The following is a 12,860-nucleotide window of genomic DNA, read 5'->3' as shown; positions in this document are numbered from 1 at the left end:
TCAGCTGCGCGCCGCGCGCCGAGGGAGAAGCAAGACCATGACAAAGGCAGTCAGATACGACGAGTTCGGCGGAATCGAGGTCTTGCGGGTCGACGACGTCGACCGGCCCGTACCCGAGGACGGGCAGGTCCTCGTGCAGGTAAGGGCGGCTGGCATCAATCCCGGTGAGGCGGCCATCCGTACCGGCGCGATGGCCGACATCTTTCCCTCGACATTTCCGTCCGGGCAGGGCAGCGACCTCGCTGGGGTTGTCGCCGAGGTCGGCGCCGGAGTCGACCGATTCTCGGTCGGCGACGAGGTGATCGGGTTCTCCGAGAAGCGGGCCGCCCAGGCCGAGGTGGTCCTGGTCGACGTCGACAACCTCACACCCAAACCGCGCAACGTCTCATGGGAGGTGGCGGGCGGCCTCTACGTCGCCGGCGTGACCGCCTGGCGGGCAGTGCATTCCGTACAGCTCGGGCAGGGTGAGGCCGTTGTGGTCTCCGCGGCGGCCGGCGGAGTCGGCTCGCTCGCCGTACAGCTCGCTCGCCGTGCCGGAGCCACCGTGATCGGCCTGGCGAGCGAGCGCAACCACGAATGGCTGCAAAGCCACGGCGTGATTCCGGTAGCCTACGGAGCCGGCGTCGCCGAACGGATCGAGACCGCCGCACCGGGCGGCGTCGATGCCTTCATCGACACCCACGGCGGCGGCTACGTCGAACTGGCCCTGGCTCTCGGCGTCTCGGTCGAACGGATCGACACCATCGCCGATTTCGCGGCAGCCGCGAAGTACGGAGTCAAAACCGAACCCGGAACCGACGCCAGGCCCGGCGCCGAGGTGCTCGCCGAATTGGCCGCCCTGATCGCCGACGGACACCTCGAAGTCCCGATCGCGAACGTCTACCCGTTGGCGCAGGTCCGCCAGGCCTACACCGAACTCGAACGCCGCCACACCCACGGCAAGATCGTGCTCGAGCCCTGACCTGCACCAACACAATGCAGCCTGCTCCGAACGGCCTCGCTCATTGCCGCGGCGCGTGCCTCCGTGGTGATGGGCAACGCGGACGGACCAGGCGAATCCCGATCTGTCCTGGCTTCGAACGCGTCCGAAGGGCCGAACCGCATCGAGTTGCGGCAGCCGCGGCTGTCGCGGCTCGGCACATCAGGCCGTTGCTCCGCGCGGTTTTTCCGTCTGGCATCAGTCCGTCAAAGGAGACGTGCGCTTAGTTGGCGCCGCGTCGGCGCCGCGCCTCCCGCAACTCGGGGTCGAGACGTTCACGCATGAAACCGTCGGCCCCTGGGCCGGCGAGGAAGGCGAGGTCGACGGCCGAGAGGGGGCGTCCGCTGTGCTGGTCCACGAGGCCGGGCATGACCTCCTCCCCGGTGTCCCGATCGGTGAGGACCACGCTCGGCGCATCCGATCCCGTGTGTTTGCGGCCCCAGGCGTACAGGGCGACGAGGACCGGAGAAAGGTCTCGCCCCTTGTCGGTGATGACGTACTCGTAGCGGGGCGGGGACTGGCTGTAGCGCCTGCGTTCGAGCAGCCCGGATTCGACCAAAGTGCGCAATCTCCTGGTCAGCATATTCGGGGCGATGCCGAGGTTGCGTTCGAACTCGTCGAATCTGGTGAACCCGTCCAGCGCGTCGCGCACGATCAGCAGCGTCCACCAGTCGCCGACATACTCCAGAGCGCCCGCAATCGGGCACCCCATCGCCTGGAAACTCGTTCGCCGCACCTGCTGATCCTTTCGCCATCCACAGTAACCCTACAGTAACTTGCATAATAGTAGTTACTGGTTCTAGCGTGGGCGTCGCAGCCGGACCACGAGCTGCCACATCTCACCCTGGTGAACGATCGGAAGGCGCACTTGTGACTTTCTCCCCCGACAGCCCCCGAACCACCACGCTCGTCATCGGTGCGGGCGGACGACACGGCGGCACCGGCTCACATGTCGTGCGGCGTCTTCGTGAACACGACCACGCGGTCCGCGTGCTGGTCCGCGCGGATGACGCACGCGCACAACGCCTTCGCGCTCTCGGCGCGCAAATCGTCGTGGGCGATCTGCTGGATCGCCGGACGCTGGATGCGGCCGTGCGGGACGTGGACACCGTGTATTTCACCTATCCGGTCGCTCCCGGCATCGTGCAGGCCGCCGCCGATCTCGCCTCCGCGATCCGGCATGCCGAGACCACGCCGCGGCTGGTCGTGATGTCCATGGCGGTCTCGGCCCCCGACAACCCCAGTGGGCTGGGACGCGCGCAATGGGCCGCTGAACAGGTGCTGTCCTGGGCGGGACTGGAACCGACGATCTTACGGATCAAGGCCCTGTTCTACGAGAACATCGTGCTGTTGCACGCCGGATCCATCCGCCAGACCCGCAGCTTCGCCAACAGTTTCGGCGATGCGGCGGTGCCGTGGATCAGCGGTCTCGACGCCGCCGATCTCGCCGTGGCGGCGCTGACCGACCCGGCGCGATACCCTCGCGGCACCACGCTCTACCCGCAGGGGGCGACCGTGCACAGCCACGCCGAGATCGCCGCTCTCATCGGAGCCGAAACGCGAACACCGGTCCGATACACCCCCATCCCTGCCGGTCAATGGCAGCGCGAACTGGAAGCCCTCGCACACAACGGCACCGAACCATCCATCAATCCAGCCATGGCGCAGCACATTTCGGCCATCGGCGCGATGTTCTCCCAGCTGCCCTCGGCCCCGCCGGTCGATACCACCGCACTCACCGAGGCCATCGGCCGTTCGCCGCAGACGTTCGCCGAGTTCCTCCGCGAACACAGTCACCAATTCGTTGCGGCCCCCGGACATTGATCCATCGGATCCCGGCGTGTGCGCACTAGTGGGCAGCAACGCTTCATGTACCAGGTGACACGATTCTCACTGGCACCCCGTCAGGCATGCTCGAAGCTCCTGAAGTGTGCGGCCACGGCGGGAGGTCAGGTCGTGACGGGTTGGGTGACGCGGCGGACCGGGCGGATGCGGATGCCGAACTCCGGGCGCAGGTTCACCGAAGCCAGCGGCACCACCGGGTGGGTGTCGTCGAGTTCGAGGCGGAAACGCTGCACCGTCATGGCCAAGATCAGCACCATCTCCGTCATCGACATGTCCTTGCCCAGGCAGATGCGGGGGCCGCCGGAGAACGGGAAGAACGCGAACTTGTGCCGTTCGGCCACGGCGGCGTCGGCGAAACGCTCCGGACGGAACTGCTCCGGGTCGTCCCACAAACGTTTGTCGCGGTGGACGTAGTACATGCACAACGTGACCCGCGCGCCCGCGGGCACGTGGTAGCCACCGATCTCGTCATCGGCGATCGGCGTGCGTTCGACGATCCAGGCGGGCGGATACAGCCGCATCGTCTCCTCGATCACCATGCGGCAGTAGCTGAGCTGTCCCAGATCGGCGAAGGTGGGCGTGCGGTCGCCGATCACGGAGCGCACCTCCTCGGCCAGTCGCTCTTGGATCTCGGGATGGGTGGCCAGCAGGTAACACGCCCACGACAGCGCGTTGGCCGGTGACTCGTGACCGGCCACCAGCAAGGTCTTGATCTCGTTGAGCAAGTCCTCCTCCCGCATGCCCTGCCCGCCCTCGTCGCGAGCGCGCACCAGCGCGGTGAGCACGTCGCTGGTGTCGCCGCCGCGGCGGCGTTCGTCGATGAGATGGCGCACCACGTCGTCGAGTTCGCCGACCTTGCGCGCGACCCGGCGGGCCTCCGGCGTCGGGAACGACTGCGGTAGCTTCACCGGCGCGTTCACCCGCTTCATGATGAGCGCGAACGCCGCGCGCATCGCGTCGGTCACCTGTGTGGTGTCGGTGGACAGGTCGATGCCGAACAGGATCCGGCCGGTCACCGCGAGCAGCAGTTTGACGTAGTCGTCGTAGATGTCGCGGAATTCTCCGGCCGCGGCGTCCCAGCTGTCGAGCATCGCCGCGGCGCTGTCGGTGATGTCGTCGGCGAAACCCTTGACGTGCGAGTGGGAGAACGCCGGGGAGATGAGTTTGCGCTGTCTACGCCAGTACTCCAGGTTGTTGGTGGTCAGCTGCCCGTCGCCGAGCAGGATGCTGAACTCGTCGTAGATCGGGCTCTTGCGATAGTTGGTGTAGTTGTCCTTGAGGACGTACTCGGTCATCGCCGGATCCGCGACGAGGTAGACCAGCATCGGGCCCGCCTTGACCCGCACGACGTCGCCGTAGCCGTCCAGCAACGCGCCCACCGTCGTCAGCGGGTTCTTCGCCAGTTTCGGCAGCATGCGTCCGGTTTCCACCAGACCGGGCCCGGGTGCTTTCATGGTCCGACCTTTCACTTCAAGAGCTTGGCGTGCTTGCGCAGTTGGTTCACGTAGTCCTGTTTCTCCACCACCAGCGGGTACTGGTCGGCGTGATAGAGCCGCAGCCCGGCGTACAGGTCGGGCTGGCGGCCCTGGGTGGCGCGGTCGAAACGCTCGACCCGCACCGGGTCGTTCGCCTTGGCGCGCAGATATTCGGCGACCAACTCGGCCTGCTTCTCGTAGACGTCCCAGTGCGGGCCGATCGGGCGCACCATCCCGATCACGAACAAGTCCCGGGTGTGCGGCGGAAAGATGTTGAGATACAAACCCGGTCGCAGGCTGCCGTCGGCCCAGTTCAACAGAGTTCGGTCGACGACGGGGTAGTTCGGCACGAACCCGGTGGCCAGCACCACCAGATCGACCTTCTCCTCGGTGCCGTCGGCGAACGTCACCCGGTCGTCGTCGATCGATGTGACGTCGGGTTTGGGTGTGATGTCGCCGTGCGTGTAGTAGTGGTGCAACTGGTCGCCGAGCATCGGGATGACGATGCCCTCGGCGAAATCGGGCACCGGCAGCCCGAACGAGCGGGAGCGGCCGCGCAGATAGGAGAACAGCCGCTCGAAGGCCCGCTTGCGCAGCGGCCGCCACATCCGGCCCTGCAGCATGCTGTCGGTCGGGCGGCCCAGCATGTACTTGGGCATGCAGTAGAACCCGCGCCTGCTGCTGTGCAGGGTCAGCGCGGCGTTGACCGCGCAGTCGGACAGGATGTCGGCCGCCGACTGCCCGGCCCCGATCACCAGCACCCGCTTGCCGAGCACCTGTTCGGGATCGCGGTACTCGCTCGAATGCAGCACCGGCACCGTGCCCGAGCCGGGGATGTCGATGCGGCGCGGGGTGCGGTCGTGGCCGGTGGCGATGACGACTCCCGCGTAGCGTCGCTCGGATCCGTCGGCCAGCGTCACCGACCAGCCGTCATCGCCGGGCTCGACGTGCCGCACCGCGGTGTTGAACCGGATGCGCGGCCACAGCTCGAAAGCGTCGGCGTAGGCGTTGAGGTAGCGCAGCACGAGTTCGTGCCCGGGATAGTCGGGATAGTCATCGGGCATCGGGAACCCCGAAAACGCCTGCACCCCTTTGGAAGCGATCACGTGCGTGTTGCGGCTGACCGGCGAGTCCGGGCGCCGGGCGTCCCAGATCCCGCCGATACCGTCGGCCGCTTCCAGCACCTCGAAATCCAAGCCGTGCGCGGCGAATTCGCGTGCGGTCGCCAGACCGGCCGCACCCGCGCCGATCACGCAATAGGTGCTCATGCCGCGGAGACCCGTTCCGTTCGCGGGGAGTCCTCTTGCGGCGGCGTTGCTTCCGGCTCGGTGCCCGCGCTCGCCCGCCAGGCCACGAAGAAGCAGGCCACGTAGATGATCGTCTGCGCCACCAGCGTGAAGTAGACGTTCTCGTTGTAGACCGCGATGATCAGCCAGGCCACCGTCAGCAGGGCGACGGTGCGTTTGCCGCCGCGCATCAGCCCCGCGTACACCGCCAGCATCCACACCGCGCCCACCGCGATGTACACCCACGGCCCGAACGGCGCGCGGAACGACGCCAGCGTCAGCACCGCCAGCCAGATGGCCAGCTGCTCGGCGCGCACCCGCGGCCCTTCGGCCCCCGCCGACAGCCGCCGGTGGATGCGCACCGCGGTGACCGCCACCAGGATCAGCAGCAGCAAGGTGTAGACGTTGGTGATCAGGCGAGCGGGACCGACAGGATCGCCGATGTCCCAGCCCATGATGTTCGCCTTGTAGGGCAGCCCGAACGGCGAATAGTTGACCAGCTGATTGGCGCGTTCGACCAGCACGAACTGGTGGAACTCCCCGCTGGCCAGCCGCTTCCAGGTGCCGTCGGACAAGAACTGCCGCCAGGGCTCCCAACCGAAGATCGCCAACGTCGCCAGTGAATACAGGCCGCCGAACACGGCCGTCCAGGCCGCGGGCCGCCAGCGCCGCTGGACCAGCAGATAGACCAGCAGAATCGCCGGGGACACCTTGGCGACGATCGCGAACGCCAGCGCCGCGCCGCCGAAGATGTTGCGCCGCAGATGGAAAAGCGCCATCGCGCCCGCACCGCCGACATACAGCACCAGCACGTGGACGTTGCCGATCTGCATGGTCGCCAGCGTCGGCAGGCTGATCCACACCACCGGGGTCAGCGCCGCCAGCACCCCGCCCTGCCTGCCGCCGATCCAGCGGGCGATGGCGAACATGGCCACCAGCACGATCGCCACGTACAGCGAGTAGTACAGCGCCCGCAGCGTGGCGAAGTCGTGGCTGAACAGCAGCAGCAATCGCGGCAGCAGCAGGAACGGCGGCGGGTAGAGGTAGGCGTCGCGATCCTGTGGTGTCACCGCGGGCAGGATCGAATCCGCCTGGGGCGACTCGTAGCGGTGACGGTCGTAGAGACCGGCCGGGTCGTGTTCGGCCATGAGCGCGCCGCTGATGTAGCCGGACAGGTGGGTCTTCTTGACCAGGAAGTCGTCGTCGGCCGACAGCGAGGCGTCCACGTTGTCGGCGTCGAGGATGAACTGCGTCAACCGGGCCAGGACCGCGACGACGAGCACGATCACCAGGCTCCACAGCACCCGCACCACGATCGGTTTGCTGCGCACCACCTCCCGCCACTCGTCGGGCACCCTCGGCACGAACAGCACGAACAGCACCGCCGCGCACACGATGCCGAGCACGGCGGTCACGGGGCCCGGTAGGCCGGTGAGCGCGAGCACGATCATCACGACGGGGACGAGAATGCCGACCACGAACACCGCGTACATCGCGGCGTAGTAGTCGAGCGAACCACGGAACCTGGTCCATGTCCTGGATATCATCTGCAACCTACGGCTTTCGGTTCCCGCGCCGCCCGGTTCGGGCCGCGCGGACGGTCTATCTGGTCGCTGCTCCGGCGTGCTCGGCCAGCAGCGGAACAACCTGGGACACCACGTCGCCCGGTGCGGGCGCGGCGCGCAGGTCGGCGCCGATCTGTTCGGCGGCGGCGCGGAAACGCGGCTCGCGCAGCAGCGTGCGGATCGCGGTGGTGAGCGCCTCGACGTCGCCTTGCCCGGCAGCGGTCTCTGCGGTCAGCCCGGCCCCGCTGCGCACCAGGCCCCTGGCGTAATCGAACTGGTCGAACATCTGTGGCAGCACCAACTGCGGCAGGCCGAACCAGCCCGCGGTGAGGCCGGTGGTCGAGCCGCCGTGATGCACGAGCAGATCGCAGCCCGGCAGGAAGAGGTTCAGCGGAACCTCTTCCACGACACGGACATGGCCGGGCAGTTCGCAGACCGTGGCCCGGTCCGGTGCCGAGAGCGCGACGACGACCTCGGCGTCGTCGACGGCGGCCAGCGCGGCGAGCACGGACTCCAGCGGCCGGGGACCGGTCAGGCCGAGCGTGCTGCCGCCCATGCAGACCGCGATCCGTTTGCGGCCGTGCTCGTTGCGGTGCCACGGCGGCAGCACGCCGGTGCCGTTGAACGGGACGTAGCCCAGCCGGATGCTCGGCGCGGCGTCGGGCGCTTGCAGCCGCGGCGGGCAGATGTCGAGCACGGCGACCGGATCGGCCAGCCGAGTGCCCGCCTCCTCGGCGAGTGCGGCGGTGCGGTCGGTGAAGGGACCGCCGGTGGGGTCGATGCCCCAGCGGTGCACCAGCACCGGCAGATCCAGTTGCGCGCCGAGCGCGCGGCCGATGGTGGCCAGCGGGTCGGTGAGGATCACCTCCGCGCCCCAGTCGGTGGCCACCGCGGCGAACGTCTCGAGGTACTGGCGGGCGTGGTTGTGCCAGTTCTGCGCGGCGATCTGCCACAGGCCCTGTCCGCTGGACTGGTCGCGGTCGGCGAACAGCGGCAGCGGGAACATGCCCGGGTTCACCTGGGTACGCAACTGGTCCATCGGCACGTTCAGCGCGGTCACCTCGACGGCGTTGAGCCCCGAGCGCAGCGCGGTCGCCGTCACGTCGTCGCGCGAGGCGACCAGCACTTCGTGGCCTGCCTGGCGCAGCGCCCAGCAGAACGGCACCATCGCCAGCAGATGGCCCGACGAGGGCACCGGCACGACTAGAAACTTCATCCGATCACTCCTTCGGCTTCATCCACTCCATCGGATTGGTGTGCCGAGGCACCCATGATGGAGCCGATTGCTCGGCATTGCGGCGTTTTTCGATCACCACGATGTTGTGGTAGAAGTGCAGCGCCCCGATCCAGTCGTCGAAAGCGCCTGCCGCTCGGCCGGATTCCTTCTCGAATTCCTGGTGGTGCAGGGCGTCCACCAGGGTCTTCAGATAACCGATGGTGGTGGCCGGATCGTCGGTCGCGGTGCTGCTTCCGCCCCAGCCCGACCAGTAGGAGGTCTGAGTGTCCTCCACCACGTACAGTCCGCCCGGCCGCAGGTGGGCGAACAGCGCACCGAACGAGGCGATCACGTCGCCGCTGATGTGGCTGCCGTCGTCGATGATGATGTCGAACGGGCCGAGCGAGTCGCCGAGCCCGTCGAGAAACGCCGGATCGCCCTGATCGCCGCGCAGGGGTTGCAGGCGCGGCTCGGCGATGCCGGACTTGTCGAAGTAGTCCAGCCCGAACACCAGGCCGCGGCGGAAGTACTGCTTCCACATCCGCAGCGACGCGCCGCCGACGTCGGGGGCGGTGTATCCGCCGATGCCCAGTTCGAGGATGCGGATCCGGCTGTCGCGCAGCGGCGCGAAATGCCGCTCGTAGTGCTGGGTGTACCAGTGCCCGCCCCACTTGTCCGAACCGAAGTGCAGCGACAGCGCGTCGAGGTCGTAGTGGTGGGGACGGCAGGCGGTGACGATGCGGTCGGCGGCGACGGCGGCGGCGTCGCGGGCCAATCGCCACGGGTCGTCGGGCGCGAAACTGCCCGGCCCCGGCTCGTCCTTGATCGTGATGGCGCGGGTGCCCAGGGCCGCGTCGGGCGGTCCGTAGACCGCGCGCAGCAACTCCACCAGATCCTGGCGCACCACCAGCCACGGATCCTCCAGGGTGCCCGGGGCGATCGCGGGGTCGTCGGCGCCGAAGGTGACCACGTAGTCCAGCTGTTTGCCCTCGTGGGTCAGCTCGAACACCGCGGTCACCGGTTGTCCAGGGCGCGCGCCGTAGCCCGCGCGCCAGGCGATCTCCTTCAGCACCGCGTCGGCGACGGTCTCGGTGCCGATCTCGCCGATCCGGGCGGCGGTCTCCTCGGGGACGCCGTCGGCGACGGAGATCAAGTGGGCGGCGAGAACGTTCTCGTCGTTCAGGGTCACGTCATCCATCCGTTCCGCCGGTGCGTACCGGCCTCGATTGCTCAGCAAGGCGCACGCCCTCGGCGACGAGCATGGCCCGCACCATGCCGTGGAAATCCACCGAAGGGCGCCACCCGGTCCGCGCGCGCAACTTCCTCGACTCACCCACTCGCGGTCGCCCGCCGCGGGTGAGCACCGAGGACCGTTCGCGGACATGGTCGTGCCAGTCCAGTCCGGCCATCCCGAACGCCGCCGCGCAGAACTGCGCGACCGTGTGGTGTTCGCCGGTGGCGACGACGAACTCCTCCGGCTCGTCGAGCGCCAGGATCCGCGTCATCGCCTCGACGTAGTCCGGCGCGTATCCCCAGTCGGCGCCCGCGTCCAGCCTGCCCACCTCCACCGTGCCGGTCTCACCGCGCTGGATCCGGGCGACGGCGCGCACGATCTTGCGGGTGACGAATTTCTCTGCACGCAGCGGAGATTCGTGGTTGAACAGGATGCCGGCCGCCGCGAAGACGCCGCGGGCACGGTAGGCGCGGCAGGCCAGCAGGCCGGCCGCTTTGGTCACCCCGTAGATGGAGTCCGGCCGCAGCCCGCTGTTCTCGTCGCACACCGCGTCGCCGTCGGAGCCGAAGACGTGCGACGAGGCCGCGTAGAACAGGCGGGTGCCGGTGCGGTGGCGATCGATCGCCTCCGCGAAATGCTGCACCGGCAGCGTGTTGACCCGATGCGAGGCGCGGGCCAGCTCGTGCGGGTCGCCGTGGTCGTCCTGCGAGGAATGTTGCACCGCCGCCAGCAGGTAGACCTGCCGGGGGCGTTCGGCGGCGACGAGTTCCTCGACCGCGGCGGCGTCGGTGATGTCGACCGGGCCGTCGCGGCCGATGCGCAGCACGCGCTCGCCGCGCCCGGCGAGCAGGTCCGACAGCAGCGTGCCGTCCTGCCCGGCCGCGCCCGTGACGACGATGGTCATCTCACACCACGTCCAGTTCCGGCAGCGGGAACACCAACCGCCCGCCCGCCGCGCGGAAAGCGCTCTCCCGCTCCAGCATCATGGTGCGGAAATGCCAGGGCAGCACGAAGAACTGGTCGGGCGCCATGGCACGCGCCTGCTCCTCGGACACGATCGGGATCGCGCTGCCGGGGGTGAACTTGCCGAACTTGTCGTCGTTGACCTCCGCGATGCACGCCAGATCCTCCGGCCCGATCCCGCAGTGCTGCAGCACCACGTTGCCTTTCGTGGAGGCTCCGTACCCGAGCGTGCGCAGACCGGCCTTGCGGGAGCGGTCGAAGAACTCCCGGACCTGTTCGCGGTGCTGGTCGACCCGTTTGGCGAATTCCGCGTACGGCTGCGAGGTGTGCAACCCGAGCGCGGACTCCTCGTGGCGCATCCGATCCAGCGCGGCGGCGTCGGCAGGCGAGGCCACCCCTTGCTTGCCGAGTGTGAGTGCGAAGCTGCCGCCGTTGACGGTATTGCGTTCCACCTCGAGCACCACGAATCCGCACCGCCGCGCCATCCACTCGATCTGGTCGAGGGTGTAGTACTCGAGGTGCTCGTGACAGATGGTGTCGTAGGAGGTGGTGGCCAGCATCGCGGGCAGATAGCTCTGTTCGAGCACCCAGATGCCGTCGTCGGCGAGGTTGTCGTACACCGCGCGCATGAACTCCAGCGGGCGCGGGACGTCATAGAACATGGCGATCGAGGTGATCACCTTGGCCCGCCGCCCCTCGAGCACCGATTCGGCCAGCTCGTGGTCGAAGTAGCCGGTCACCAACCGCACGTGCGGCGGATAGAACCGGCGGAACTTCTCCCCCAGCGGGTCGATGCCCAGAATCGTCGCCGACCCTTCTGGATAGGCGCGCAGCAACGTCGCGTCGTTGCTGCCGATGTCGATCACCACGTCGTCCGGTGACAGCGGCACCCGCTGCCGAATCCTGTCCACCCGGTGGGCGAGGTGCTCGATCATCGATCGATTCAGCCCGGAGCGGTATCCGTAGCCGGGCGAATACATTTCGCCGAAGTCTGCGGTGTGGCGCAACTGCACCAGCCCGCACTCCTCGCTGCCTTCGGCCACGCAGCGCACCAACTCCAAGGGGTAGCGCGGCACCTCGGTCGGATCGGTGGCCGGGAACACTCCCGTCAACGCCATCGTGCCGAGGTCGACGACCGTTTCGAGCCGGGTGTTCCCGCACACCCGGCAGCCCTGCACCGCCACTGCTTGCGTCACGCGTTCTCCATATCGTGGGCGACCATCAACTCGACGAGTTCGGTGAAACTCGTCCGGGGCTGCCACCCGAGCTTCTCGCGCGCCTTGCTCGGGTCACCGGTGAGATGATGCACCTCTGCGGGGCGGAAATAGGTCGGATCGACCTCGACGAGCACTCGCGAGGTTCGCCGGTCGATCCCCTTCTCGGTCAATCCGGTTCCTTCCCAGATCAATTCGACACCGGTGGCGGCGAACGCGGTCTCGCACAGCTCGCGCACGCTGTGGGTCTCGCCGGTGGCGATCACGTAGTCGTCGGGTTCGGACTGTTGCAGCATGAGCCACATCGCCTCGACGTACTCCTTGGCGTATCCCCAGTCCCGGCGGGCGTCCAGGTTGCCGATGAACAACTTCTCCTGTTTGCCCTGCGCGATGCGCACCGCGCCCCTTGTCACCTTGCGGGTGACGAAAACCTCGCCGCGCCTAGGTGATTCGTGGTTGAACAAGGTGCCGTTGACCGTGTACATCCCGTAGGCCTCGCGATGATTGACCGTGATCCAGTACGCGTACAGCTTCGCCACCGCGTACGGCGAGCGCGGATGAAACGGCGTGCGCTCGCTGAGCGCCACGTCGTGCAGGCCGCCGTAGAGCTCCGAGGACGAAGCCTGGTAGAAGCGGGTCGCGATGCCGGTCTTGCGGATGGCGTCCAGGATGCGCAGTGTGCCGATCGCGTTGGTCTCCGCGGTGAACTCCGGGATCTGGAACGAGATGTGCACGTGCGACTGCGCGCCCAGGTTGTAGATCTCCGCCGGTCGTACGTCCTCCAGGATCCGGTTGAGACTGCTGGAATCCATCAGATCCCCGTAGTGCAGGAACAGCCGGCGTTGGGAATGGGTATCGGAATACAGGTGGTCTATGCGGTCGGTATTGAAATTCGACGCACGCCTGACAATCCCGTGCACCTCATATCCTTGCTGCAACAGGAATTCTGTCAGATAAGACCCGTCCTGGCCGGTGATGCCGGTTATCAGTGCCTTTCTCATCAAACCTCCAGCCCCGAGACTAACCGGTCGTCAAATGGCGGGCAATACCTATCTTTCGGCCGCCGCCGGTATTAGAATTCGA

At 67.7% G+C, this 12,860-nt stretch carries 11 protein-coding genes; 2 read left to right on the top strand and 9 right to left on the bottom strand.

Annotated features, from left to right (window positions below; genetic code table 11):
* Nucleotides 1-37: 37 nt before the first annotated feature.
* Complete coding sequence (locus ACIHAX_RS07905) at nt 38-961, top strand: NADP-dependent oxidoreductase (protein WP_397276432.1); 924 nt, start codon at nt 38-40, stop codon at nt 959-961.
* A gap of 241 nt (nt 962-1,202) precedes the next feature.
* Here ACIHAX_RS07905 and ACIHAX_RS07900 read toward each other — a convergent pair whose 3' ends face one another.
* Nucleotides 1,203-1,715 (bottom strand): helix-turn-helix domain-containing protein, encoded by a 513-nt coding sequence (locus ACIHAX_RS07900; RefSeq protein ID WP_355077966.1) that lies wholly within the window; start codon nt 1,713-1,715, stop codon nt 1,203-1,205.
* Nucleotides 1,716-1,849: 134 nt separating this feature from the next.
* Here ACIHAX_RS07900 and ACIHAX_RS07895 point away from each other — a divergent pair, with 134 nt between their 5' ends.
* Nucleotides 1,850-2,803 carry an NmrA family NAD(P)-binding protein gene (locus ACIHAX_RS07895; RefSeq protein WP_397276429.1) on the top strand — a complete coding sequence of 318 codons (954 nt, stop codon included), beginning with the start codon at nt 1,850-1,852 and terminating at the stop codon, nt 2,801-2,803.
* A gap of 125 nt (nt 2,804-2,928) precedes the next feature.
* Here ACIHAX_RS07895 and ACIHAX_RS07890 read toward each other — a convergent pair whose 3' ends face one another.
* The 8 genes from ACIHAX_RS07890 to gmd are packed head-to-tail and all read right to left on the bottom strand — an operon-like array spanning nt 2,929 to nt 12,778.
* Entirely contained in the window at nt 2,929-4,278 is a 1,350-nt protein-coding gene (locus ACIHAX_RS07890; RefSeq protein WP_364425670.1) for a cytochrome P450, read from the bottom strand.
* 11 nt (nt 4,279-4,289) lie between these two features.
* A complete protein-coding gene (locus ACIHAX_RS07885; protein ID WP_397276427.1) occupies nt 4,290-5,567 on the bottom strand; it encodes a flavin-containing monooxygenase in 1,278 nt (425 codons plus the stop codon).
* Complete coding sequence (locus ACIHAX_RS07880) at nt 5,564-7,132, bottom strand: glycosyltransferase family 87 protein (RefSeq protein WP_355077962.1); 1,569 nt, start codon at nt 7,130-7,132, stop codon at nt 5,564-5,566. Before ACIHAX_RS07880 ends, ACIHAX_RS07885 begins: the two co-directional genes overlap by 4 nt.
* A 55-nt stretch (nt 7,133-7,187) precedes the next feature.
* Nucleotides 7,188-8,366 carry a nucleotide disphospho-sugar-binding domain-containing protein gene (locus ACIHAX_RS07875; RefSeq protein WP_397276424.1) on the bottom strand — a complete coding sequence of 393 codons (1,179 nt, stop codon included), beginning with the start codon at nt 8,364-8,366 and terminating at the stop codon, nt 7,188-7,190.
* A 4-nt stretch (nt 8,367-8,370) separates the two neighbouring features.
* A complete protein-coding gene (locus ACIHAX_RS07870) occupies nt 8,371-9,555 on the bottom strand; it encodes a class I SAM-dependent methyltransferase (RefSeq protein WP_397276422.1) in 1,185 nt (394 codons plus the stop codon).
* Between the two features lies 1 nt (nt 9,556).
* Nucleotides 9,557-10,504, bottom strand: coding sequence for a GDP-mannose 4,6-dehydratase (locus ACIHAX_RS07865; RefSeq protein WP_356966202.1), 948 nt, complete (start codon nt 10,502-10,504; stop codon nt 9,557-9,559).
* 1 nt (nt 10,505) lies between these two features.
* Nucleotides 10,506-11,759 carry a class I SAM-dependent methyltransferase gene (locus ACIHAX_RS07860; RefSeq protein WP_397276420.1) on the bottom strand — a complete coding sequence of 418 codons (1,254 nt, stop codon included), beginning with the start codon at nt 11,757-11,759 and terminating at the stop codon, nt 10,506-10,508.
* Nucleotides 11,756-12,778, bottom strand: a complete 1,023-nt coding sequence (gene gmd, locus ACIHAX_RS07855) for a GDP-mannose 4,6-dehydratase (RefSeq protein ID WP_355077957.1) — start codon at nt 12,776-12,778, stop codon at nt 11,756-11,758. The genes ACIHAX_RS07860 and gmd overlap by 4 nt, the downstream gene beginning before the upstream one ends.
* Nucleotides 12,779-12,860: the final 82 nt, after the last annotated feature.

It is taken from the genome of Nocardia sp. NPDC051929 (assembly GCF_044548645.1).
Taxonomy (GTDB): Bacteria; Actinomycetota; Actinomycetes; order Mycobacteriales; family Mycobacteriaceae; genus Nocardia; species Nocardia sichangensis.
Note: the sequence above shows the minus strand (reverse complement) of the source record. Positions and strands in the feature narration are given on the sequence as shown.

Bases quoted from the DNA above. Each gene is read 5' to 3' on its own strand.
- ACIHAX_RS07905 (WP_397276432.1), top strand. From the start codon at position 38: ATGACAAAGGCAGTCAGATACGACGAGTTCGGCGGAATCGAGGTCTTG.
- ACIHAX_RS07890 (WP_364425670.1), bottom strand. From the start codon at position 4,278: ATGAAAGCACCCGGGCCCGGTCTGGTGGAAACCGGACGCATGCTGCCG.
- ACIHAX_RS07885 (WP_397276427.1), bottom strand. From the start codon at position 5,567: ATGAGCACCTATTGCGTGATCGGCGCGGGTGCGGCCGGTCTGGCGACC.
- ACIHAX_RS07880 (WP_355077962.1), bottom strand. From the start codon at position 7,132: ATGATATCCAGGACATGGACCAGGTTCCGTGGTTCGCTCGACTACTAC.
- ACIHAX_RS07875 (WP_397276424.1), bottom strand. From the start codon at position 8,366: ATGAAGTTTCTAGTCGTGCCGGTGCCCTCGTCGGGCCATCTGCTGGCG.
- ACIHAX_RS07865 (WP_356966202.1), bottom strand. From the start codon at position 10,504: ATGACCATCGTCGTCACGGGCGCGGCCGGGCAGGACGGCACGCTGCTG.
- gmd (WP_355077957.1), bottom strand. From the start codon at position 12,778: ATGAGAAAGGCACTGATAACCGGCATCACCGGCCAGGACGGGTCTTAT.